Origin of the sequence: Janthinobacterium pasteuri (assembly GCF_051380775.1) — a bacterium.
Classification (GTDB): Bacteria; Pseudomonadota; Gammaproteobacteria; order Burkholderiales; family Burkholderiaceae_D; genus Janthinobacterium.
This window is the reverse complement of record NZ_JBNYXS010000020.1, coordinates 1-20453: the sequence shown is the minus strand read 5'-3', so window position 1 is coordinate 20453 and position 20453 is coordinate 1. Positions and strand designations below refer to the sequence as shown.

Genomic DNA, 20453 nt, shown 5'->3' with positions numbered 1-20453 from the left:
AACAGCATCTTCATGCAAGCTGGCCCGGTGGGCGCCGGCGGACGGCGCGGGAGAGCGCAATGCAAACGATCGATCAGTCAATGCAGGACAAGGTACTGGCCGTGGCGCGCGCCGGCATGACCAGTGCCGAAGCCATCGGTTTCTTCCGCGTCAGCCTGGGCTTGTACTATCTGGCGGGCCTGATGACGGAAGAAGCCCTCGATTTCAAGCAGATCGACGCCAGGTACAACCGTTTTATTTACCACTCGCTCGGTGGTGGGCACAGCATCGCCAGCGTACTGCAATTCATGAGCGGCGAGAAAGTCTTGCGCGTGCTGCAATCGGAGCGCTTTCTCGCCGCGTTTGCCGAGCATTGCCCGGACATTCCCATCGACAGCATTTCCTTCCTGGTTTCACTGAACCTGGGCGTGGCGAAAAGCCTGTCTGGCCTGGACGCCGTCGGTCCCGTGGTCGACTGGATCGAGCAGGAAAAAGCGCGCACAAGTCAATAAAGCCCCGTTCACCCTGCGTGCGGCGTGGGGACGGCTGGCCCTGATCGTCCTATAATTCATGTTTTCCCTTACATGAATAGCCACGATGAGCGCGAACCGTTACTTTGACCCCCTGGATCGTTTGATTGTTGGCGCCGACAAGGCCCTGCGCGTCATGGCGGGCGTGGCCTCGGCTTCGCGCCCCTCGCCGGCTGCGCACGCGCCCGATGCGGAGCTGAGTCCGGCCGAGCAGCGCCACAGCGCCGGCTTGATGCGCGTCAACCACGTGGGCGAAGTCTGCGCCCAGGCTCTGTACAACTCGCAGGCGCGCTATGCGCACAGCCCGGCTATCCGCGCCCAGTTCGATGAAGCGGGGCGGGAAGAGGAAGACCACCTGGCCTGGACGGCGCAGCGCCTGACGGAGCTGGGCTCGCGCTTGAGCCTGCTCAATCCCCTGTGGTACGCGGGTTCCTTTGCGCTCGGCACCATTGCCGCGCGCATGGGCGATGGCCGCAGCCTGGGTTTTGTGGTGGAAACGGAGCGCCAGGTGGAAGCGCACCTGGCCAGCCACTTGCAGGAATTGCCGCCGCAGGACGCCAAGTCGCGCGCCATCGTCAAGCAGATGGCCACCGATGAAGTGGAACACGGCGCCGCCGCTCAGCGATTGGGCGCCATCGACACCCCGGCGCCAGTGAAGGCGCTGATGGGGCTGATGGGGAAAGTGATGACAAAAACGGCTTACTATATTTAAGCGCAGAAAATAGCCGGGGTCAGACCCGTCGGGTCTGACCCCAGTTTTCTGCTGCATCCAAGCAAATTGCGCCGATTATTCCTCGATGATTTCGAACGAGTGCGTGATGTCCGCCGTCTTCGCCAGCATGATCGATGCCGAGCAATATTTGTCGTGTGACAATGAAACGGCCCGTTCCACGGCTGTCGGTTTCAGGGCCTTGCCCCGCACGGTGAAATGGAAGTGGATCTTGGTAAATACTTTCGGATCGGTGTCGGCACGCTCGGCTTTCAGGGTCACTTCGCAGCCACTGACGGCTTCGCGCCCCCGTTTCAGGATCAGCACCACGTCATAGGCGGTGCAGCCGCCCGTGCCCAGCAAGACCATTTCCATCGGGCGTGGCGCCAGGTTGTGGCCGCCGCCATCGGGCGCGCCATCCATGGTCACCAGGTGGCCGGAACCGGTTTCTGCCCGAAAACTCATGCCCGACGGGCCATTCCAGCTGACTTTGCATTCCATGAAAAATTCTCCATCATAAGAAAAATTAAAGTTATTGTATGCGATTTTATGGCAGTTTTGTGGGTGTAAAATTATCAAAAAGGTTTGTTGCGGTAGTGTACTTTACAAGCTCATTACTGTTAGTATTGTTAAATTAAAATTTTAAGAAAAAAATTAAGTGATGTTTTTATATACTTGCATTTCTATTGAATAGCCAAAAAATGTTAAATGATAAATTGGTTAAATGGTTTCTTAGGTCTGTTCCAGCAAATGGTACTAATGTAACTGCTGGGATACCTATTTCAATTTCTAGTGATATAGGATTGGTTCGGAAGGAGAATCAAGATCGCGTTTCTGCGATGCGCGTAAATTCTATTAGCTCTAATAGCGGGCCTGCATTTTTGGTTGTCGCATTGGTCGATGGAATGGGAGGGATGAGAGATGGAAATCAATGCGCTGCAATTACTTTATCTTCATTTTTTAATTCTCTAATTCGGCATCGGAATTTATCTCCGGGTTTGCGGATGGAATTTGCTGCTAATGAGGCTAATTCAAATGTCCATGATTTCGCAAAAGGTAGAGGCGGTGCTACTTTATCTGCAATTTTACTTACAGGCGGTGATGTTTTTACGTTAAATGTTGGTGATAGTAGAATTTATGCAAGATTGTCACGGTCAGAAAAAAAAATAGCACGCTTAACTGTGGATGACTCATTAAAAGAAGCTGTAGGTGGGACTGGGACAGAGTTGTTGCAATATATTGGGATGGGAGAAGGACTCTCGGCGCATTTAAATATAGCGCCTAAGTTTACCAATCGAATTCTATTGACATCTGACGGAATTCATTTCATTGGCGATGAATGTATTAATGATGTATTAATGCATGCAGCATCAACGGCCGAAGTCGCAATGCAGTTGCGAACTATCGCAAGATGGCGTGGCGCTCCTGATAATGCATCATTGGCAGTAGTGGATTTAGAAGACTTTGGCTCCGATTTTCTAAAATCTCCAGATGTAGGTGTGGAGTTATGGGATCCTTATAGTGCATTACATATTATGTGGATCCGGCCTCCTGAAGTTATTGATGAAGGACTTTATAAAATTAATGATAATGAGTCGATGAAAATTGATGAAAATAAAGCCTTTGATGTGATTAAGAAAAATTTTCCAAAAAGTACTGTGGTTAGAAAGCCTAGAGCTCCGAGAAAAAAAACAACTAAGCCAGACAGTAATCAGTTAAGTATAGAGATTGGTATTGTGGAAAATATTGAGAAGAGAATGGAGGGTGGCGATGATTCTTCCAAGTAGATATGAGGCTACCGGGATTAAAATTGGCGGTGGCATGGGGGATATATATGTTTGTTTAGACAGAAATTTAAATAGAAAAGTGGTGCTGAAGGTTCTGAAGAATGGTGAAGAGGATAGGCGACTGATTGATGAGCGTAAAGCCTTAATAAAATTGAGGTCTAAACATGTAGTTCAGCTTTTTGATATTGTAAATGTCGGTGGCGATTCCTTTGAGAGAATGGCATTGATTTTAGAATATATAGATGGCGAGGATTTGCGCGTTGGTATGATTAGTCCAGGACTGGAGCATCTGAATGTGTTATGGCAGATATCTCGTGGTCTTTCTGAAATACATAATGCAGGAATAATACACAGAGACATTAAGCCGAGTAATATTCGGAGAGACTCATCCGGAGTGGTTAAAATTCTGGACTTTGGACTTGCTCGTGAAGAAGGACTTGACGCTAAAACAATAAGTGCAGTTGGTACTCCCGGTTTTATGGCGCCAGAGCTATGGAAAAGAACGGAAGTTAGTTTTGATAAATCAATCGATGTGTATGCTTTTGGCTTGTTGGCTTTAGCTCTTGTTGACGCCGAGATTCCTCAGGGGATGTTTGATAGGCCTCCAAAGAGAGTAGAGCGCAACTCGCTAAGTGGGAAATTGGAGCTTTTGCCAAATGATGTGGTAGATATTTTGGAGAAATGTTTAAGTTATAGTCCAATAGAGCGACCTTTAATTGGTGATATTGAGTTTATGCTTAGGCGGCATCTTTTAAAAACACGTCATCGAGCGTTGTTGGTACTAAACTCGGAAATTCATGAGATTAATTCCGTATCGACTAGTGCTCTAATAACTAGTGCAGGTAGGGGAGTTATAGGAATAGAGTACGACGGGCTGAAATTTTCAATAAATCATATTGCTGGACATGTTCTTGTTAATAATGACATGGCTTTGGTTGGATGCGAATTGCCAGCTTGTTGCGTAATAACTTTTGGTGCAAATCAAAGCGATCGAGAGTTTGTGACTTTTGATGTTTCTAACCCTGAAGTAATGCCATAATTATGATAAATAATATAATTGCTGGGAGATATAAAATTGTCGAACATATTGGGCGCGGTGGTATGCAGGAAGTATATCGTGCAGAAGATATGCTTTTGGACATGGATGTTGCTTTAAAAACGCCACAAATTGGTCAGCAATCAAAGAGATTTAAGGCTAGTGCGCAAATTGCTGCTAAGGTCAATCATCATAATGTGGCAAAAACACTAGATTATTTATGTGTAAGTGGGGTTGATTATCTTATTGAAGAGTTTGTTGACGGTGAAACTTTAGAGCAAAAACTTGATTTATTTGGGATTTTAGATCCTCATTTGGGGGCCAGGGTTTTGCATCACCTTGCAAAAGGACTCTTAAGTTCCCATAGGGCGGGGGTGATTCATCGTGATTTGAAGCCAAGTAACGTTATGGTTTCAAGGGGAGTCAATGTACATGATTTGAAAATTACTGACTTTGGGATTGCAACTTTAACGGAAGAATTTTTTGACGAGGCGGCTAAAAGTGGCGATATAACTCGTTCAAATTCCGGGACGATAAAAGGGGCGCTTCCATTTATGGCGCCAGAAATGATGTTTCGGCGTCCAGGGGAGAACCCAGGTTTTTCGGTGGATATTTGGTCGCTTGGTGCAATGATGTTTCGGTTACTTACGGGTGAGTACCCATTCGGGGTCTATTTAGAAGCGGCAGTAAATGTTAAAAACATGAATAGAAAGCCTTGGCCTAAATTCATGACAAATAAAGCTCAATTTTCGCCGCTGGCGAAGGAATTGCAAACTCTGGTAGATTCTTGTTTAAATTACGATCCAATTCGAAGACCTAGTGCAGAGCAGTTATCAATAAGATGTCAAGAATTATGTTATTTGGCTGTTGATCGTAAAGAAGCGATTATTGATCGCTTTATTCAGAATGGATATAGTGGCTTTGCTACTGGCAATGACGGCACTGTTTTTTTTAGCATGCAGAGTACGTATGGTGTTACTGCACCCGATTCCGGTGAAAATAATAGGATATGTTTTTCAAGTTTTCCCGGAAACCCAAGGTCGCGAGCTCATCCAATTCTCGTGTTAAAAAAGAAAAAGAGTTAATTAAGCAATTTATCGGTGCATTTGGTTGTATTTTTTACACTTTTCTGGGTGCCTGGGTCGCACAGATGTGCGTTCTGGCTTGACTTGGCGGAGCAAAGCCGCTTATACTTGTCGGCTTTCCGTTCGCTCAGGAAAAGTAAATAAGGCAGAGTCCGCACAGCAGCATCGGCGGAACCACCATTTGAGCGTGTAATCTATTAGGAAGTCAACATGAAAACATTTTCCGCTAAAGGACATGAAGTCCAGCGCGATTGGTTCGTGGTTGACGCGACGGACAAAGTCCTCGGACGTGTTGCCAGCGAAGTGGCACTCCGACTGCGCGGCAAACACAAACCAGAATTTACTCCTCACGTCGATACCGGCGACTTTATCGTCGTCATCAACGCAGGCAAACTGCGTGTGACCGGTACCAAAGCTACTGAGAAAATTTACTACCGTCACTCTGGCTATCCAGGCGGCATCTACGAAACCAACTTCCAGAAAATGCAACAGCGTTTTCCAGGTCGCGCGCTTGAGAAAGCGGTCAAGGGCATGCTGCCTAAAGGCCCACTCGGCTACGCAATGATCAAGAAGCTGAAAGTGTACGCGGAAGGTTCCCATCCGCACGCTGCTCAGCAACCTAAAGCACTTGTTCTCTAAGGAACTGACATGATCGGTAATTACAATTATGGAACCGGCCGTCGCAAAAGTGCAGTGGCTCGGGTTTTTATCAAAGTTGGCACAGGCTTGATCGTTGTTAACGGCAAACCAGCAAACGAATACTTTTCGCGCGAAACGGGTCTGATGGTCATCCGTCAACCTCTGGAACTGACCGGCAATGTCGAGCGTTTCGACATCAAAGTCAACGTCCATGGCGGCGGTGAGTCGGGCCAGGCTGGTGCAGTTCGTCACGGCATCACCCGCGCTCTGATCGACTACGATGCAGCGTTGAAACCGGAACTGGCGAAAGCCGGCTTCGTGACCCGCGATGCACGTGAAGTCGAGCGTAAAAAAGTTGGTCTGCGCAAAGCACGTCGCGCAAAGCAATTCTCGAAGCGTTAATTTCTACGCTACAGCACCTTCCGGGGTGCTGGTCGAAAAGCCGCTGGACTTCGGTCCTGCGGCTTTTTTGCATTTCAGCGGGATGCGCCGTTGCGCTGTAAAATACGCGGAAAACCCGCGGGGGTAGCGTTCCCCCTCATCTTTATGCAATCTTATGCAATCTATACACAAGGAAAGAACATGATCAAAGTTGGCATCGTCGGCGGCACTGGATACACGGGCGTGGAATTGCTGCGCTTGCTCGCTACCCATCCAGATGTCGAGTTGACGGCGATTACCTCGCGCAAGGAAGATGGCTTGCCCGTTGCTGACATGTATCCTTCCCTGCGTGGCCACGTAAAACTGGCGTTTTCCTCGCCGGACAGGGCCAATCTGGAGCAGTGCGACGTGGTCTTCTTTGCCACGCCACACGGCGTTGCGATGGCGCAAGCGCCAGCGCTGCTGGCCGCCGGCGTGAAAGTCATCGACCTGGCCGCCGACTTCCGCCTGAAAGACCAGGCCAAGTTCGAGCAGTGGTACAAGATTGCCCACACGGCGCCCGAGCTGATCGAGCAAGCCGTGTACGGCTTGCCGGAACTGAACCGCGAAGATATTAAAAAAGCCAGCCTGATCGCCAACCCCGGTTGCTACCCGACCACCATGCAACTGGGCTTTTACCCGCTGCTCAAGGCAGGCCTGGTCAACGCGGGCGGCTTGATCGCCGACTGCAAGTCGGGCGTGTCCGGCGCCGGCCGCAAGGCGGAAATCGGCATCCTGTTCTCGGAAAGCAGCGACAGCTTCAAAGCCTACGGCGTGGCCGGTCACCGCCACTTGCCGGAAACGACGGCGCAGTTGCAGCGTTTCACGGATGAGAAAGTGGCGTTGACCTTCACGCCGCACCTGGTGCCGATGATCCGCGGCATGCACTCGACTCTGTACGCGCAGCTGAACAAGGATGTCAGCAATGAAGCATTGCAAGCCTTGTTCGAAGAGCAATACAAGGATGAGCCATTCGTCGACGTGATGCCATTCGGCTCGCACCCGGAAACGCGCTCCACGCGTGGCTCGAATATGCTGCGCCTGGCCCTGCACCGCCCTGAAGGCGGCAATACCGTCATCGTGCTGGTGGTGCAGGACAATCTGGTCAAGGGCGCCTCGGGCCAGGCCGTGCAATGCATGAACTTGATGTTTGGCTTGAAAGAAACAGCTGGATTGCACCACATCGCCGTGATGCCGTAAATTTAGGCACCGGTGCTTGCGCAGGTCCGGCGCCTTTTTGCCGGACCTGTGATAAATTGGATTGCCACCTATCCCGACAGGATGACGTTCATGTTCGAGCGCAGCGCAAAAACCCCCATCGACACCCTGATCGGCGCCTCCACGCGGATCGAGGGCGACTTGCTGTTTTGCGGCGGCTTGCGCATCGATGGTCATGTGCGCGGCAATGTCACGGGCGAAGCAGGCGAGCCTACGTATGTGGTGCTGGGCGAGGCAGGTCGCATCGATGGCGAGGTGCGCTGCACGAGCCTGGTCGTCAGCGGCGAGATCAATGGCCCCGTGTATGTGTCCGAAATGCTTGAAATCCAGCCGAAAGCCCGCATTGTAGGAGAGGTCTATTACAAGGTACTGGAAATGCACAGCGGCGCCTTGGTGCAAGGCAAGCTGAGTCGACACGACAGCGCCGACCCCGTGCTGCACCTGGCCGTGTCGGAAATGTGAGCAGGAACAACACCGCCCAGCCGCATCAGCGGCGGCCGCAGCGCGAGTTGCGGCAACAGTCTATAATGAGTTAATGTTTTCTAGTAGGAGTGTCCGATATGAATGCCGTCGCTGAAATGCAAGATGTGATCCCTTCACCCATTATCTTTACCGATAGCGCCGCCGAAAAAGTCGCGCAGCTGATCGAAGAAGAAGGTAATCCCGACCTGAAATTGCGCGTTTTCGTGCAGGGTGGCGGCTGTTCCGGCTTCCAGTATGGCTTCACCTTCGACGAAATCGTCAATGAAGATGACACCACCATGGTCAAGAACGGCGTCCAGCTGTTGATCGATTCCATGAGCTACCAGTATCTGGTCGGCGCGGAAATCGATTACAAGGATGACCTGGAAGGCGCGCAGTTCGTGATCAAGAATCCGACAGCCACCTCGACCTGCGGTTGCGGCTCGTCCTTCTCCGTTTAAGTATTAAACGGAGCAAGTCAGAAAATAGCGGATCGATGATCCGCTATTTGTGTTTCTACATCTGCTCAACGCGGATACAGCGCACCCAGCACTCGTAAACCCGCCGCGCCCGTCACGGCCGGCAAGTTGCCCGGCTTGCGCTGCGTGAAGCGCCAGGCCAGCCAGGCAAACGCCAGCGCCTCGACCTGGCTGGGCGCCACGCCCAGTACTTCCGTCGATGCCACCGCCATGCCCGGCAATTCGCGCCCCAGCGCCGCCATCAGGCTGGCGTTCTGCGCGCCGCCGCCACAGACATACACGTTTTCCGCCTGCGCCCCGTCGCGCGCGATGGCTTGCGCCAGGCTGACGGCCGTCAGTTGGGTCAGGGTCGCCTGTACGTCGGCCGGCCGGGCGGCGGGATGCCTGGCCAGCTTGCCTTGCAGCCAGTCGGCATGGAATAGGTCGCGTCCCGTGCTTTTCGGCGCCGGCAAGTCAAAATACGGTTCATTGAGTAATTCTGCCAGCAAGGCAGGGATGACCTTGCCCGTGGCGGCCCAGGCGCCGTTGGCGTCGTATGGCTGGCCCTGGTGCTGCAAGACCCAGCCATCCATCAGCGCATTGCCGGGGCCCGTGTCGTAACCCGTTACCGTGCCGTCCGCATGCAGCACGCTGATATTGCTGATGCCGCCGATATTGGCCAGCACACGCGTGTGGCCGGGCAGATTGAAAATGGCTTGATGGAAGGCCGGCACCAGCGGCGCGCCCTGGCCGCCGGCCGCCACGTCGCGACTGCGCAAGTCGGCGATGACATCGATGCCCGTCAGTTCGGCCAGCAGGGCCGGGTTGTTCAACTGGCGCGTAAAGCCCAGTTCGGGGCGGTGGCGGATGGTCTGGCCATGTGCGCCGATGGCGGCGATGGCGTCCGGGCCGATGCCTGCGTTGCTCAAGAGCATGGCGACGCAGTCGGCGTAATGGCGCACGAGTTGATTGGCCGCCAGTGCTTCGCGTTCGATTTCATTCTGGCCAGCACTTTGCAGTGCCATCAGGTCGGCGCGCAGGCTGGCGGGAAAGGCAATATAGGCGTCGCCCAGGCTGCGCACGCTGCCATCGTCGGAAAAATCGACCAAGGCGCCGTCGACGCCATCGAGGCTGGTGCCCGACATCAAACCGATATACAGCATGGGGGTTTCCTTGAATGCGTCAGTGAAGGATGCATTGTGCCGCATTTTCCTGTGCACATAAAACAAAGGCACCGGCCATCTGCATGGGCGGTGCCTTTGTGTATTGCCCTAAGGCAGTGTCGCGGTGTCGTTTAGCGCGACGCCAGTGCCGTGTCGTTCGGACGCAGCAGGGTGAAGCGGTGCATCATGTCGGCCGATACCATGCGGAAGCGGCTGAGCTCGGCGGCCGTCAGCGGCGCCTGGGCTTGAACGTTCAGTTTGCTTGGATCTTGTGCCACGCCGCCGACGCGGAATTCATAGTGCAAATGGGCGCCCGTGGACCAGCCGGTGGTGCCGACATAGCCAATTACATCGCCCTGGCTGACTTTTTGACCTTTTTTCAAGCCCGAAGCGAAGCGGCTCATGTGGGCGTAGGCGGTGCTGTAGTTGGCCCAGTGTTTCAGGACAACAACATTGCCGTAGCCATTTTGGCTGCCAACGGAATCGACCACGCCGTCGCCCGAGGCGCGGATAGGTGTGCCTGTTGCTGCGGCGAAATCGATGCCCTTGTGCGCTTTCCAGTTGCCGGAAATCGGGTGAACGCGCATGGAGAAGCCGGACGAGATGCGGGAAAATTCGAGGGGAGATTTCAGGAAGGCTTTTTTGAGGGACTTGCCGTCGAAACTGTAGTAACCGCCGCCTTGTTTGCTGGCTGGGTCTTCGAACCAAACGGACTGGTAAGTCGTGCCGCGGTTGGTGAATTCACCGGCCAGGATGCGGCCCGCCCGGACAAATTCGCCATCTTGCCAGAATGTTTCGTAGACAACATTGAACGAGTCGCCGCGTTTCAGGTCGGAGCGGAAGTCGATATTGGTGGAGAACATTTCCACGATTTGCGCGGAAATCGAGTCTGGCAGGCGGGTGCCGTCCAGGCTGGAATCGGTGGCGGCGAACAGGGTGGAGGTAATCTTGCGCGCGTGCATTTCAACGCGGCGTTCCAGCTGGGCTGCCACTTCCGTGGCCACGAACTTGTCGCCCTTGCGGGTGATCAGGATGTTCTTGACCGATTTGTCCGTGCCATCGACGAGAGTGGCGCGCATCCAGTTGAGGTCGCCGTTTTCGGACGTTTGCGCTTGCACGCGCTTGCCCGATTTGAGCAACATCACGCCGCGCGCAATCTTGTCGGTCTTGATGAAATTGGCGGCCGCCGGATCATTCACGCCGAGACGGGTCAGCAGGGTGGCGAGGGTATCGCCAGCGCGGACTTTTTCTTCGTGGGTGAAATTCTGGTCTACCTGTTCCATCGCGGAAATTTGCGAGGTGAGATCAGGCATTTCCAGGTTCTGGGCGATGGACGTGACCGGCAAGTCGGATGCGTCGGGCGCCATGGGCGACACAGCGACAGCGCCGAAGGCGGCCACGGCGAGCAGCACTGCAGACGCGCCGATAATGCGTGCCTTGCGTGTCGTCGTCAGCTGTGTGTACAAGCGTGAGCTTGTGATTTTATGTATAGGGTTCATGCAATCAGTTAAAATTTGCCCTTGAACGATTCGTGAACTAGTGCTCTTTGTTATTGTTATTTTGGTTCGTTTTCATACGGCAAGATTGATGGGATCGAGCATTATAGCAAACTCCGCAAACCTACTACCATTTTGAGATCTACAGTCAAATTTTATGGAAATCAACACCACCGCATCGCCTACAAAGGCTAACGCCGCTCAGACCGCGCTTGTGCTGTCGGACAGAGTACAAGAAGCCCTCGCGATTACCAAGCGTGGCGTCGACGAACTCTTGATCGAAAGCGAATTTGCGCAAAAATTAGCACGCTCCGAGAAAACCGGTGTTCCACTGCGCATCAAACTGGGCCTGGACCCGACTGCACCCGACTTGCATCTGGGCCACACTGTCGTGCTGAACAAGATGCGCCAGTTGCAAAACCTGGGCCATCAAGTCATTTTCCTCATTGGCGACTTCACTTCGATGATCGGCGACCCTTCGGGCCGCAACGTCACGCGCCCGCCTTTGACCAAGGAACAGATCGAGATTAACGCGATGACGTATTTCGCGCAAGCATCTTTAGTGCTGGACGCCAGCAAGACCGAAATCCGCTATAACTCCGAGTGGTGCGATCCGCTGGGCGCGCGCGGCATCATCCAGCTCGCTTCCCACTACACGGTGGCGCGCATGATCGAGCGCGACGACTTCACCAAGCGCTTCCAGGGCGGCATTCCTATTTCCGTACACGAATTCCTGTACCCGCTGATGCAAGGCTACGACTCGGTAGCCCTGAAGTCGGACCTGGAACTGGGCGGCACGGACCAGAAGTTCAACCTGCTGGTGGGCCGCGAACTGCAAAAGCAGTATGGACAGGAGCAGCAATGTATTTTGACCATGCCGCTGCTGGAAGGTTTGGACGGCGTGGAAAAAATGTCCAAGTCGAAGAATAACTACATCGGCATCACGGAACCGGGTAACACCATGTTCGCCAAGCTGATGAGTATTTCCGACGTCATGATGTGGCGCTACTACGAGCTGCTGTCGTGGCGCTCGATCGCCGAACTGGCGCAACTGAAGCGCGAAGTCGAAGAAGGCCGCAATCCGCGCGATGCCAAGGTTGCGCTGGCGCAAGAAATCGTCGCCCGTTTCCATTCGCAGCAGGCGGCCGAAGATGCACTGGCTGACTTCGTTAACCGCTCGAAGGGCGGCATTCCCGACGATATCCCGGCAGTGACGCTGGCTGGCGCACCGCTGGGCATCCCGCAATTGCTCAAGCAAGCAGGTCTGTGCCCATCGACCTCGGAAGCCATGCGCAAGATCGACCAGGGCGGCGTGCGCATCGACGGCACCGTCATCAGCGACAAGGGCTTGCAAGTGGCGGCCGGCGAATTCGTATTGCAAGTTGGCAAGCGCAGTTTCGCGCGCGTCACCTTGACGGCATGATCGCGCTGTTGCAAAGAGTCACGCAGGCGAAAGTCGACGTTGCCGGCGCCACCATCGGCGCCATCGACGCCGGCCTGATGGTGCTGGTGTGTGCGGAGCGGGGCGATACGGAGAAGGAAGCGGACGCCCTGCTGACCAAATTGCTCGGCTACCGCGTGTTTGCCGACGAGGCGGGCAAGATGAACCGCAGTGTGACGGACGTGGCCGGCGGCTTGCTGCTGGTACCGCAGTTCACGCTGGCGGCCGACACCAAGTCCGGCACGCGCCCGTCATTTACCCCGGCAGCCGCGCCGCAGGATGGCTTGCGCCTGTTCACGCATTTCGTGGAACAGGCGCGCCACCGCCATGCGAGCGTGCAAACGGGGCAGTTCGGCGCCGACATGCAAGTGTCGCTGACGAATGACGGGCCCGTCACGTTCTGGCTGCAAGTGAATGCAAAGCAATAACTAAAAAGATAAAAGGGAGCAAGCGATGAAATTGTGGAGCGAGACGTTTCGTGGTGGCGGCCTGATGCCGGCCGACTATGCGTTTGCCGAGATCGATCCGGCCAGCCGCGTGCGCCTCGCCGGCAACCGCAATCCCCATCTGGCCTGGGATGAGGTGCCGAATGGCACCGAGTCGCTGGCCCTGTTCTGCATCGACCCCGATGCGCCGCAAGACGCCAGCCTGGCCAACCGCGACGACCAATCCTTGCCACTGACGGCGCCGCGCGGCGACTTTTATCACTGGAGCTTGCTCGACTTGCCGCCCGCCATGCGGGCGATTGCCGCCGGTGAATTTTCCAGCGGCATCACGCCGCGCGGCAAGGCTGCCGGCACTGGTACTGGGCCGCGCCAGGGCATCAACGACTACACAGGCTGGTTCGCCGGCGATCCTGACATGGCAGGCGATTATTACGGTTATGATGGCCCGTGCCCGCCGTGGAATGACGAGCGCATCCACCACTACATCTTCCGCCTGTATGCGCTCGATGTACCGCGCCTGGCCCTAGACGAGCGTTTTACGGGGCAGCAAGCCCATGCCGCTCTTTACGGCCACATCCTCGACGAAGCCCAGCTCGTCGTTGCCTACTCGCTCAAGCCCGAGCTGGCACTTACTCTGAAGAAATAAAGCATGAGCACCACGATTTTATTGATACGCCATGGCGAAACGGCCTGGAACGCGGGTCGCCGCCTGCAGGGCCATATCGACATCGCCCTGAACGAGGCGGGCCTGGCGCAAGCTTGCGCGCTGGGGCAGGCGCTGGCGGATGAGCCGCTGGCCGCCATCCTTGCCAGCGACTTGCAACGCGCGCAGCAAACGGCGCAAGCCGTGGCCGACGTGAAAGACTTGCCCGTGCAGACGGACCCCTTGCTGCGCGAGCGCTGCTATGGCGCGTTCGAAGGCTTGCTGTATGCGGACATCGCCGCACGCTATCCGCACGAGTATGCGCAGTGGCAATCGCGGCAGATCGATGCGGTGATGCCCTCCGGCGAGCGCGTAGCGGAGAGCTTCCGCCAGTTTTACGCACGCGCGAACGGCGCCATCGCCCGCTGGGCCGAACGCTATGACGGCCAGACGATCGCCATCGTCGCCCACGGCGGTGTGCTCGAATGCGCCTACCGCGAGGCGGTCGGCATGGCGCTCGACAGTCCGCGCGACTTCCAGGTCCAAAATGCCAGCGTCAACCGCTTCTTGTATGCGGATGGCAAGCTGCAATTAAAGCACTGGGGAGACATCGACCACCTGAGCGTGCCCGCAATGGACGAGCTGAGCTAACAGTTGGGGCGAGCGCCGGACCGGGCCGCCAGCGGTCCATTTTGCTGTGCTGCACAAGCGTGGCGCCCACTCTGGCGCACTGAAACAAAAAAATAGTGCTTATTAAATAGGCAGGGAATCGGTTAAAATAGCAGGTTCCTCCGTCCATTCCAGGTTCTTCAGTGCAAATCGGCCCTCACATTCTGCGCAACAACGTTTTCGTCGCTCCCATGGCGGGCGTGACGGATCGGCCTTTCCGCCAGTTGTGCAAGCAGCTGGGGGCAGGCTATGCCGTGTCGGAGATGGCGGCGTCGAATCCGCGCCTGTGGGCGACGGAAAAAAGTGCGCGCCGCACGGACCATGAGGGCGAAATGGAACCGAAAGCCGTGCAGATCGCCGGTGCCGATCCGCAAGACCTGGCCGATTGCGCCAAGTTCAACGTGGACCGGGGCGCGCAGATCATCGACATCAACATGGGTTGCCCCGTGAAGAAGGTGTGCAACAGCTGGTGCGGTTCGGCCCTGCTGCAAAACGAAAGCCTGGTCGAAAAGATCTTGCACGCCGTCGTCAATGCCGTCGACGTGCCCGTCACCCTGAAATTTCGCACGGGCTGGAACCGCGAAAACAAGAATGCCCTGAAAATCGCCCGCATCGCCGAGCAGGCTGGCATCCAGATGCTGACCTTGCACGGCCGCACGCGCGCCGATGGCTACAAGGGCGATGCCGAATATGAAACGATTGCCGCCGTGAAGGCATCGGTGGGCATTCCCGTGGTGGCCAATGGCGACATTACCAGTCCGCAGAAGGCCCGCTTTGTGCTCGATCAAACTGGCGCCGATGCCGTCATGATCGGCCGCGCGGCGCAGGGACGGCCGTGGATTTGCCGCGAAATCGATCATTTCCTGCGCACCGGCACCTTGTTGCCGGCACCCTACGTGGATGAAGTGCGTACCCTGATGGATGAGCATTTGCGCGCCCATTACGCGTTTTACGGAGAATTTCTCGGTGTGCGCACGGCGCGCAAGCACATCGGCTGGTATGTGAAAGACCTGGAAGGCGGCGAAGCGTTCCGCCAGCAAATGAACTTGCTGGAGTCGACGGACGCGCAATTGCTGGCCGTCGATCAATTTTTTGAGTCGCAATGGAAATTTGGCGAGCGGTTACAATACCGCCTCTCCGAATCGAGTGAAAGTGGCCTGCTCGATGTGATCAAACCTACGGCCACGGCAGCATGAGCAGATAGCAACGAGCAGGTAAATAAGTTACCAGTAGTACAAGGGCGAGCGCCTATACAGAGCGTCATGCAATATTAATTACAACACCAAGGCAAGAGGACTGCAGGCGGACCGCACGAGCGGCGCGGCAGCGGATTGCCAGGTGTTCAGCCGGTTGAAGCATACAAATGAGCAAAGAAAGCATTCAGGAAGTCGTACAGAAAAGTCTAGAAGATTACTTCAATGACCTGGGCGAACAGCAAGCATCGAATATCTATGACATGGTCGTGCTGACCGTGGAAAAGCCCATCCTGGAAGTCGTGATGACACGCGCCGATGGCAACCAGTCGCACGCCGCGCAGATGCTGGGCATCAACCGCAATACCCTGCGCAAGAAATTGCAGGAGCACGGTTTGCTGTAATGCCGGCATGCAAGTGACGCCAAGATTTGAATCCGCCGCAGCCCGGCACCGGGCCTGCGCCATTCGCCAAGAACACTTAACCACCTAGCCACAGCCATGATCAAACAAGCTCTCCTCTCCGTTTCCGACAAGACCGGCGTTCTCGAATTCGCCCGTGCCCTGTCTGCCCTGGGCGTCAACCTCCTGTCCACTGGCGGTACCGCCAAATTGCTGGCAGACAACGGTGTTCCTGTCACGGAAGTTGCCGATTACACGGGTTTCCCGGAGATGCTCGATGGCCGTGTGAAAACCCTGCACCCGAAAGTGCATGGCGGTATCCTGGCGCGCCGCGATTTCCCTGAGCACATGGCGAAACTGATCGAGCACGACATGCCGACCATCGACATGGTGGTGGTCAACCTGTATCCGTTCCAGGGCACGGTTGCCAAGGCCGATTGCACGCTGGAAGACGCGATCGAAAACATCGATATCGGTGGCCCGACCATGTTGCGTTCGGCGGCCAAGAACCACAAGGACGTGGTCGTCATCTGCGATCCGACCGACTACGACGCCGTGCTGGCGGAGCTGCGTTCGGCCGATGGCACGGCCGGCACGGTCAGCTATGACACCAAGTTCATGCTGGCGAAAAAAGTCTTTGCGCACACGGCGCAATACGATGGCGCCATCACCAATTACCTGACCAGCCTGGGCCCGACGAAGGTGCACGCCGAGCGCGGCGCTTATCCGCAAATCCTGAACGTTGCCTTTGAAAAAGTACAAGACATGCGCTACGGTGAGAATCCGCACCAGAGCGCCGCCTTCTACCGCGACCTGGTCACCATCGATGGCGCGCTGGCCAACTATCGCCAGCTGCAAGGCAAGGAATTGTCGTATAACAACATCGCCGATGCCGATGCAGCCTGGGAATGTGTGAAGAGCCTGGGCGGCTTCGAGCAAAGCGCCGCCTGCGTGATCGTAAAGCACGCGAACCCATGCGGCGTAGCACTGGGCAAGAATGCGGCCGAAGCGTATGCGCGTGCCCTGCAGACGGACCCGACCTCCGCATTTGGCGGCATCATCGCCTTCAACACGGAACTCGATGGCGCTACGGCCGGCGAAATCGCCAAGCTGTTCGTGGAAGTGCTGATCGCCCCATCGTTCTCCGCTGAAGCGAAACAGATTCTGTCGAGCAAGCAAAACGTGCGCATGCTGGAAATCCCGCTGGGCAATGGCGTCAACGCCATGGACTTCAAGCGCGTCGGTGGCGGTCTGCTGGTGCAATCGCCGGATGCGAAAAACGTTGGCATCGGCGACTTGCGCGTGGTGAGCAAGCTGCAGCCAACGCCGCAGCAATTGTCCGACCTGATGTTTGCCTGGAAAGTGGCGAAATTCGTCAAGTCGAACGCCATCGTCTTCTGCGGCAATAACATGACCCTGGGCGTGGGCGCTGGCCAGATGAGCCGTATCGATTCGGCCCGCATCGCTTCCATCAAGGCGCAAAACGCGGGCCTGTCGCTGACGGGTTCCGTGGTGGCGTCGGACGCCTTCTTCCCGTTCCGCGACGGCCTCGACGTCGTCGTCGATGCGGGCGCGACCTGCGTCATCCACCCGGGCGGCTCCATGCGCGACCAGGAAGTGATCGATGCGGCGGACGAGCGCGGCGTGGTCATGCTCTACACGGGCACGCGTCACTTCCGTCATTAATTAAACCCAACGGCAAATGCTGGAGTCAGACCCCGGATGTTGCTTGTGGGGTGACGATGTATAGAACGGCAGGCATCGGTTATTCACCGGTGCCTGCCGTATTCATTATAGAATCTGGCGATGATTATTCTTGGCATCGATCCTGGCCTGCGCACCACCGGCTTTGGGGTCATTGAAAAACACGGCAACAAGCTGCGCTATATCGCGTCGGGGACCGTCAAGACGAGCTCCGAAGGGGAATTGCCGCCGCGCCTGAAGATCATCCTGCAGGGCGTGAGCGAAATCGTCGGCACTTACCAGCCCGATTGCGCGGCCATCGAAAAAGTGTTTGTCAACGTCAACCCCCAATCGACCCTGCTGCTGGGGCAGGCGCGCGGCGCGGCCATTTGCGCGCTCGTGCATGCCGACCTGTCGGTGGCCGAATATACGGCGCTGCAAGTGAAACAGGCCGTTACGGGCCACGGCAAGGCTGCCAAGGAGCAGGTGCAGGAAATGGTATCGCGGCTGTTGTCCTTGCCCGGCTTGCCCGGCACGGATGCGGCCGATGCCCTGGGCGTGGCCATTTGCCACGCCAACAGCATCGATGCGCTGGCCATGATCGGCGCGCTGGCACCGCAATTGCAGGGCTTGCGCATGAAGCGCGGCCGGTTGGTGGGATAGCTGCTTGACCCTCATATATCAATATAAACAACGATACAACATTAGGAACACGCGATGATAGGTCGTCTCTCCGGTATTTTGCTTGAAAAGAATCCGCCACAATTGCTGGTCGATTGCCAAGGCGTCGGCTACGAAGTCGACGTGCCGATGAGCACGTTTTACAACTTGCCACACGTGGGTGAAAAAGTCGTGCTGTTCACGCACCAGGCCATCCGCGAAGATGCGCATCTGCTGTTTGGTTTCGGTAACGCGGCCGAGCGGGCCGTGTTCCGCCAGTTGATCAAGATCACGGGCGTGGGCGCGCGCATGGCCTTGTCCATCCTGTCCGGCATGACGATTGCCGATCTGGCGCAAGCGATCACCTTGCAGGATTCAGGCCGCCTGGTCAGAGTGCCCGGCATCGGCAAGAAGACGGCCGAACGTCTGCTGCTGGAATTGAAGGGCAAGATCGGTGCGGATCTCGGCCCGCTTGGCGCACACGCTGCGCCCGATGCGCAGTCCGATATCCTCAATGCCCTGCTGGCGCTGGGCTACTCGGACAAGGAGGCAATGGCGGCCGTGAAAAACGTGCCGGCCAGCAGTGGCGTCTCGGACGGCATCAAACTGGCGCTCAAAGCGCTGTCGAAAGGCTAACGGGAACACGGCATGAGCATCCAGACCGATATCTTCACGGAGCAGCGCATCATCGATGCGGCGCCCATCTCGCATAACGAAGAGGCGATCGAACGGGCCTTGCGCCCGAAGCAGCTCGATGAGTATGTGGGGCAGGAAAAGATCCGTGACCAGCTGGAAATCTTCATCACGGCTGCGCGCCAGCGCAAGGAAGCGCTCGATCATACCTTGCTGTTCGGTCCGCCGGGCCTGGGCAAGACCACGCTGGCGCACATCATCGCGCGCGAAATGGGCGTCAATTTGCGCCAGACCTCGGGCCCCGTGCTGGAGCGCCCGGGCGACCTGGCCGCGATTTTGACGAACCTGGAAGCGAACGACGTCCTGTTCATCGATGAAATCCACCGGCTGTCACCTGTCGTGGAAGAAATTCTATATCCGGCGCTTGAGGATTATCAAATCGATATCATGATCGGCGAAGGCCCTGCCGCCCGTTCCGTGAAACTCGATCTGCAACCGTTTACATTGGTTGGCGCCACCACGCGCGCCGGCATGCTGACCAACCCGCTGCGCGACCGCTTCGGCATCGTCGCGCGCCTGGAGTTTTATAACACGAGCGAATTGACGAAGATCGTCACGCGCAGTGCCGCCTTGCTGAAAGCGCCCATCGACCCGGAAGGCGCGCATGAAATCGCCCAGCGCGCCCGTGGCACGCCGCGCATCGCCAACCGCTTGCTGCGCCGCGTGCGCGATTTCGCTGAAGTCAAAAGCAATGGCGAGATCACCAAGGTGGTGGCCGACCGCGCGCTGGCCATGCTCGACGTCGATTCTGTGGGCTTCGACGTGATGGACCGTAAATTGCTCGAAGCGGTGCTGTTCAAGTTTGGCGGCGGTCCCGTCGGCATAGGGAATTTGGCCGCCGCCATCGGCGAGGCGGCCGATACTATCGAAGATGTGCTGGAGCCATACCTGATCCAGCAAGGCTTCTTGCAGCGCACGCCGCGTGGCCGCGTTGCCACGCCGGCCGCCTATCTGCACTTCGGCGTCAGCGCGCCGCGCATGGGTCCCGGTGGCGAAGCGTGGGAACTGTGATGGCGGATGGTATTCAGCAGGCCATGCCCGGTATGCAAATCTGGATCGACGCCGATGCCTGTCCCGTGGTCATCAAGGAAATCCTGTACCGCGTGGCCGACCGCCTGGAGTTGCCGCTCACTTTGGTGGCCAACCAGGGCTTGCGCGTGCCGCCGTCGCGCTTCATCCGCACCGTGCAAGTGCCGTCCGGCGCCGACGTGGCCGACCAGGAAATCGTGCGGCTGCTCAATCCCGGCGACCTCGTCATCACGGGCGATATTCCGCTGGCTGCCGACGTGCTGACCAAGGGCGGCTATGCCTTGAATCCGCGCGGCGAGTTTTACACGAAGGACAATATCGCCCAGCAACTGACGATGCGCGCCTTCATGGAAGAATTGCGCAGCGGCGGTGTGGACACGGGCGGCCCGGCCGCTTTCAGCCAGTCCGACCGGCAGCAGTTTGCCAACAGCCTCGACAGGCATTTGAGCAAGCATCACCGCAAGCCGGCGCCAGCGCAATAATCTGTGGACGTAAAAAAAGGCTATGTCACCGTAAGGTGTGGGAACTCTCCCATGGTTGCCTTCAACAATGTTTCTGGGGAGCGGATGCGTCCGGCGTCGAGTATCCAGCGCCAACCCAGATAATTCGGCAG

At 56.3% G+C, this 20453-nt stretch carries 24 protein-coding genes and 1 pseudogene; 21 read left to right on the top strand and 4 right to left on the bottom strand.

Features of this window, described 5'->3' with window-relative positions; translation table 11 throughout:
• Positions 1–59: 59 nt before the first annotated feature.
• Positions 60–491, top strand: coding sequence for a hypothetical protein (locus ACQ4WN_RS19095; protein ID WP_436552935.1), 432 nt, complete (start codon positions 60–62; stop codon positions 489–491).
• An 85-nt stretch (positions 492–576) separates the two neighbouring features.
• Positions 577–1221 (top strand): 2-polyprenyl-3-methyl-6-methoxy-1,4-benzoquinone monooxygenase, encoded by a 645-nt coding sequence (coq7, locus tag ACQ4WN_RS19090; protein WP_436552934.1) that lies wholly within the window; start codon positions 577–579, stop codon positions 1219–1221.
• Between the two features lie 75 nt (positions 1222–1296).
• Here the strand turns inward: coq7 and ACQ4WN_RS19085 are convergent, their stop codons facing one another.
• Complete coding sequence (locus tag ACQ4WN_RS19085) at positions 1297–1719, bottom strand: OsmC family protein (RefSeq protein ID WP_436552933.1); 423 nt, start codon at positions 1717–1719, stop codon at positions 1297–1299.
• Between the two features lie 200 nt (positions 1720–1919).
• On the opposite strand from ACQ4WN_RS19085, the gene ACQ4WN_RS19080 reads away from it, so the two are divergent.
• From ACQ4WN_RS19080 to erpA, 8 genes are all read left to right on the top strand, one after another.
• Complete coding sequence (locus tag ACQ4WN_RS19080; RefSeq protein ID WP_436552932.1) at positions 1920–3005, top strand: PP2C family protein-serine/threonine phosphatase; 1086 nt, start codon at positions 1920–1922, stop codon at positions 3003–3005.
• Complete coding sequence (locus tag ACQ4WN_RS19075; RefSeq protein WP_436552931.1) at positions 2989–4044, top strand: serine/threonine-protein kinase; 1056 nt, start codon at positions 2989–2991, stop codon at positions 4042–4044. The genes ACQ4WN_RS19080 and ACQ4WN_RS19075 overlap by 17 nt, the downstream gene beginning before the upstream one ends.
• Before the next feature lie 2 nt (positions 4045–4046).
• Positions 4047–5126: a serine/threonine-protein kinase gene (locus tag ACQ4WN_RS19070; RefSeq protein ID WP_436552930.1), complete on the top strand. Its 1080-nt coding sequence runs from the start codon at positions 4047–4049 to the stop codon at positions 5124–5126.
• A 210-nt stretch (positions 5127–5336) separates the two neighbouring features.
• On the top strand, positions 5337–5765 hold the full coding sequence (gene rplM, locus ACQ4WN_RS19065) for a 50S ribosomal protein L13 (RefSeq protein WP_010393282.1): 429 nt from the start codon (positions 5337–5339) through the stop codon (positions 5763–5765).
• A 9-nt stretch (positions 5766–5774) separates the two neighbouring features.
• Positions 5775–6167, top strand: a complete 393-nt coding sequence (gene rpsI / locus ACQ4WN_RS19060; RefSeq protein ID WP_010393285.1) for a 30S ribosomal protein S9 — start codon at positions 5775–5777, stop codon at positions 6165–6167.
• A 180-nt stretch (positions 6168–6347) separates the two neighbouring features.
• Entirely contained in the window at positions 6348–7385 is a 1038-nt protein-coding gene (gene argC / locus ACQ4WN_RS19055) for an N-acetyl-gamma-glutamyl-phosphate reductase (protein ID WP_436552929.1), read from the top strand.
• Positions 7386–7475: 90 nt separating this feature from the next.
• A complete protein-coding gene (locus ACQ4WN_RS19050) occupies positions 7476–7865 on the top strand; it encodes a bactofilin family protein (protein ID WP_436552928.1) in 390 nt (129 codons plus the stop codon).
• Between the two features lie 98 nt (positions 7866–7963).
• Entirely contained in the window at positions 7964–8326 is a 363-nt protein-coding gene (gene erpA / locus ACQ4WN_RS19045; protein ID WP_029496047.1) for an iron-sulfur cluster insertion protein ErpA, read from the top strand.
• Positions 8327–8391: 65 nt separating this feature from the next.
• Here the strand turns inward: erpA and ACQ4WN_RS19040 are convergent, their stop codons facing one another.
• Positions 8392–9486, bottom strand: a complete 1095-nt coding sequence (locus ACQ4WN_RS19040; RefSeq protein ID WP_436552927.1) for an anhydro-N-acetylmuramic acid kinase — start codon at positions 9484–9486, stop codon at positions 8392–8394.
• A 131-nt stretch (positions 9487–9617) separates the two neighbouring features.
• Positions 9618–10985, bottom strand: a complete 1368-nt coding sequence (locus ACQ4WN_RS19035; protein ID WP_436552926.1) for a M23 family metallopeptidase — start codon at positions 10983–10985, stop codon at positions 9618–9620.
• Between the two features lie 154 nt (positions 10986–11139).
• On the opposite strand from ACQ4WN_RS19035, the gene tyrS reads away from it, so the two are divergent.
• The 11 genes from tyrS to ACQ4WN_RS18980 all read left to right on the top strand — a co-directional run bounded on the left by tyrS (position 11140) and on the right by ACQ4WN_RS18980 (position 20322).
• The gene (gene tyrS / locus ACQ4WN_RS19030) at positions 11140–12405 is read left to right on the top strand and encodes a tyrosine--tRNA ligase (RefSeq protein ID WP_076568307.1); all 1266 of its coding nucleotides are present in this window, start codon (positions 11140–11142) and stop codon (positions 12403–12405) included.
• A complete protein-coding gene (gene dtd, locus ACQ4WN_RS19025) occupies positions 12402–12851 on the top strand; it encodes a D-aminoacyl-tRNA deacylase (RefSeq protein ID WP_141171706.1) in 450 nt (149 codons plus the stop codon). Before tyrS ends, dtd begins: the two co-directional genes overlap by 4 nt.
• 25 nt (positions 12852–12876) lie before the next feature.
• Positions 12877–13515 (top strand): YbhB/YbcL family Raf kinase inhibitor-like protein, encoded by a 639-nt coding sequence (locus ACQ4WN_RS19020; protein WP_436552925.1) that lies wholly within the window; start codon positions 12877–12879, stop codon positions 13513–13515.
• A 3-nt stretch (positions 13516–13518) separates the two neighbouring features.
• Complete coding sequence (locus ACQ4WN_RS19015; RefSeq protein WP_436552924.1) at positions 13519–14163, top strand: histidine phosphatase family protein; 645 nt, start codon at positions 13519–13521, stop codon at positions 14161–14163.
• 161 nt (positions 14164–14324) lie between these two features.
• The gene (dusB, locus tag ACQ4WN_RS19010; protein WP_436552923.1) at positions 14325–15377 is read left to right on the top strand and encodes a tRNA dihydrouridine synthase DusB; all 1053 of its coding nucleotides are present in this window, start codon (positions 14325–14327) and stop codon (positions 15375–15377) included.
• 167 nt (positions 15378–15544) lie between these two features.
• Entirely contained in the window at positions 15545–15778 is a 234-nt protein-coding gene (locus tag ACQ4WN_RS19005) for a helix-turn-helix domain-containing protein (protein ID WP_008445162.1), read from the top strand.
• Between the two features lie 96 nt (positions 15779–15874).
• A complete protein-coding gene (gene purH / locus ACQ4WN_RS19000) occupies positions 15875–17461 on the top strand; it encodes a bifunctional phosphoribosylaminoimidazolecarboxamide formyltransferase/IMP cyclohydrolase (protein WP_436552922.1) in 1587 nt (528 codons plus the stop codon).
• A 120-nt stretch (positions 17462–17581) separates the two neighbouring features.
• Positions 17582–18121, top strand: coding sequence for a crossover junction endodeoxyribonuclease RuvC (gene ruvC, locus ACQ4WN_RS18995; protein ID WP_436552921.1), 540 nt, complete (start codon positions 17582–17584; stop codon positions 18119–18121).
• Positions 18122–18175: 54 nt separating this feature from the next.
• The gene (gene ruvA / locus ACQ4WN_RS18990; protein ID WP_071079482.1) at positions 18176–18754 is read left to right on the top strand and encodes a Holliday junction branch migration protein RuvA; all 579 of its coding nucleotides are present in this window, start codon (positions 18176–18178) and stop codon (positions 18752–18754) included.
• 12 nt (positions 18755–18766) lie between these two features.
• On the top strand, positions 18767–19822 hold the full coding sequence (ruvB, locus tag ACQ4WN_RS18985) for a Holliday junction branch migration DNA helicase RuvB (protein WP_436552920.1): 1056 nt from the start codon (positions 18767–18769) through the stop codon (positions 19820–19822).
• A 32-nt stretch (positions 19823–19854) separates the two neighbouring features.
• Positions 19855–20322: a YaiI/YqxD family protein gene (locus ACQ4WN_RS18980; RefSeq protein ID WP_102123182.1), complete on the top strand. Its 468-nt coding sequence runs from the start codon at positions 19855–19857 to the stop codon at positions 20320–20322.
• Between the two features lie 20 nt (positions 20323–20342).
• On the opposite strand, the pseudogene ACQ4WN_RS18975 reads toward ACQ4WN_RS18980, so the two are convergent.
• Positions 20343–20453: pseudogene (locus tag ACQ4WN_RS18975) on the bottom strand (IS1595 family transposase); the annotation flags it as partial.

Excerpts from the sequence above, each read along its gene's own strand:
- ACQ4WN_RS19095 (WP_436552935.1), top strand. The coding sequence starts at position 60 with ATGCAAACGATCGATCAGTCAATGCAGGACAAGGTACTGGCCGTGGCG.
- coq7 (WP_436552934.1), top strand. The coding sequence starts at position 577 with ATGAGCGCGAACCGTTACTTTGACCCCCTGGATCGTTTGATTGTTGGC.
- ACQ4WN_RS19085 (WP_436552933.1), bottom strand. The coding sequence starts at position 1,719 with ATGGAATGCAAAGTCAGCTGGAATGGCCCGTCGGGCATGAGTTTTCGG.
- ACQ4WN_RS19080 (WP_436552932.1), top strand. The coding sequence starts at position 1,920 with ATGTTAAATGATAAATTGGTTAAATGGTTTCTTAGGTCTGTTCCAGCA.
- ACQ4WN_RS19075 (WP_436552931.1), top strand. The coding sequence starts at position 2,989 with ATGATTCTTCCAAGTAGATATGAGGCTACCGGGATTAAAATTGGCGGT.
- ACQ4WN_RS19070 (WP_436552930.1), top strand. The coding sequence starts at position 4,047 with ATGATAAATAATATAATTGCTGGGAGATATAAAATTGTCGAACATATT.
- rplM (WP_010393282.1), top strand. The coding sequence starts at position 5,337 with ATGAAAACATTTTCCGCTAAAGGACATGAAGTCCAGCGCGATTGGTTC.
- rpsI (WP_010393285.1), top strand. The coding sequence starts at position 5,775 with ATGATCGGTAATTACAATTATGGAACCGGCCGTCGCAAAAGTGCAGTG.
- argC (WP_436552929.1), top strand. The coding sequence starts at position 6,348 with ATGATCAAAGTTGGCATCGTCGGCGGCACTGGATACACGGGCGTGGAA.
- ACQ4WN_RS19050 (WP_436552928.1), top strand. The coding sequence starts at position 7,476 with ATGTTCGAGCGCAGCGCAAAAACCCCCATCGACACCCTGATCGGCGCC.
- erpA (WP_029496047.1), top strand. The coding sequence starts at position 7,964 with ATGAATGCCGTCGCTGAAATGCAAGATGTGATCCCTTCACCCATTATC.
- ACQ4WN_RS19040 (WP_436552927.1), bottom strand. The coding sequence starts at position 9,486 with ATGCTGTATATCGGTTTGATGTCGGGCACCAGCCTCGATGGCGTCGAC.
- ACQ4WN_RS19035 (WP_436552926.1), bottom strand. The coding sequence starts at position 10,985 with ATGAACCCTATACATAAAATCACAAGCTCACGCTTGTACACACAGCTG.
- tyrS (WP_076568307.1), top strand. The coding sequence starts at position 11,140 with ATGGAAATCAACACCACCGCATCGCCTACAAAGGCTAACGCCGCTCAG.
- dtd (WP_141171706.1), top strand. The coding sequence starts at position 12,402 with ATGATCGCGCTGTTGCAAAGAGTCACGCAGGCGAAAGTCGACGTTGCC.
- ACQ4WN_RS19020 (WP_436552925.1), top strand. The coding sequence starts at position 12,877 with ATGAAATTGTGGAGCGAGACGTTTCGTGGTGGCGGCCTGATGCCGGCC.
- ACQ4WN_RS19015 (WP_436552924.1), top strand. The coding sequence starts at position 13,519 with ATGAGCACCACGATTTTATTGATACGCCATGGCGAAACGGCCTGGAAC.
- ACQ4WN_RS19005 (WP_008445162.1), top strand. The coding sequence starts at position 15,545 with ATGAGCAAAGAAAGCATTCAGGAAGTCGTACAGAAAAGTCTAGAAGAT.
- purH (WP_436552922.1), top strand. The coding sequence starts at position 15,875 with ATGATCAAACAAGCTCTCCTCTCCGTTTCCGACAAGACCGGCGTTCTC.
- ruvC (WP_436552921.1), top strand. The coding sequence starts at position 17,582 with ATGATTATTCTTGGCATCGATCCTGGCCTGCGCACCACCGGCTTTGGG.
- ruvA (WP_071079482.1), top strand. The coding sequence starts at position 18,176 with ATGATAGGTCGTCTCTCCGGTATTTTGCTTGAAAAGAATCCGCCACAA.
- ruvB (WP_436552920.1), top strand. The coding sequence starts at position 18,767 with ATGAGCATCCAGACCGATATCTTCACGGAGCAGCGCATCATCGATGCG.
- ACQ4WN_RS18980 (WP_102123182.1), top strand. The coding sequence starts at position 19,855 with ATGCAAATCTGGATCGACGCCGATGCCTGTCCCGTGGTCATCAAGGAA.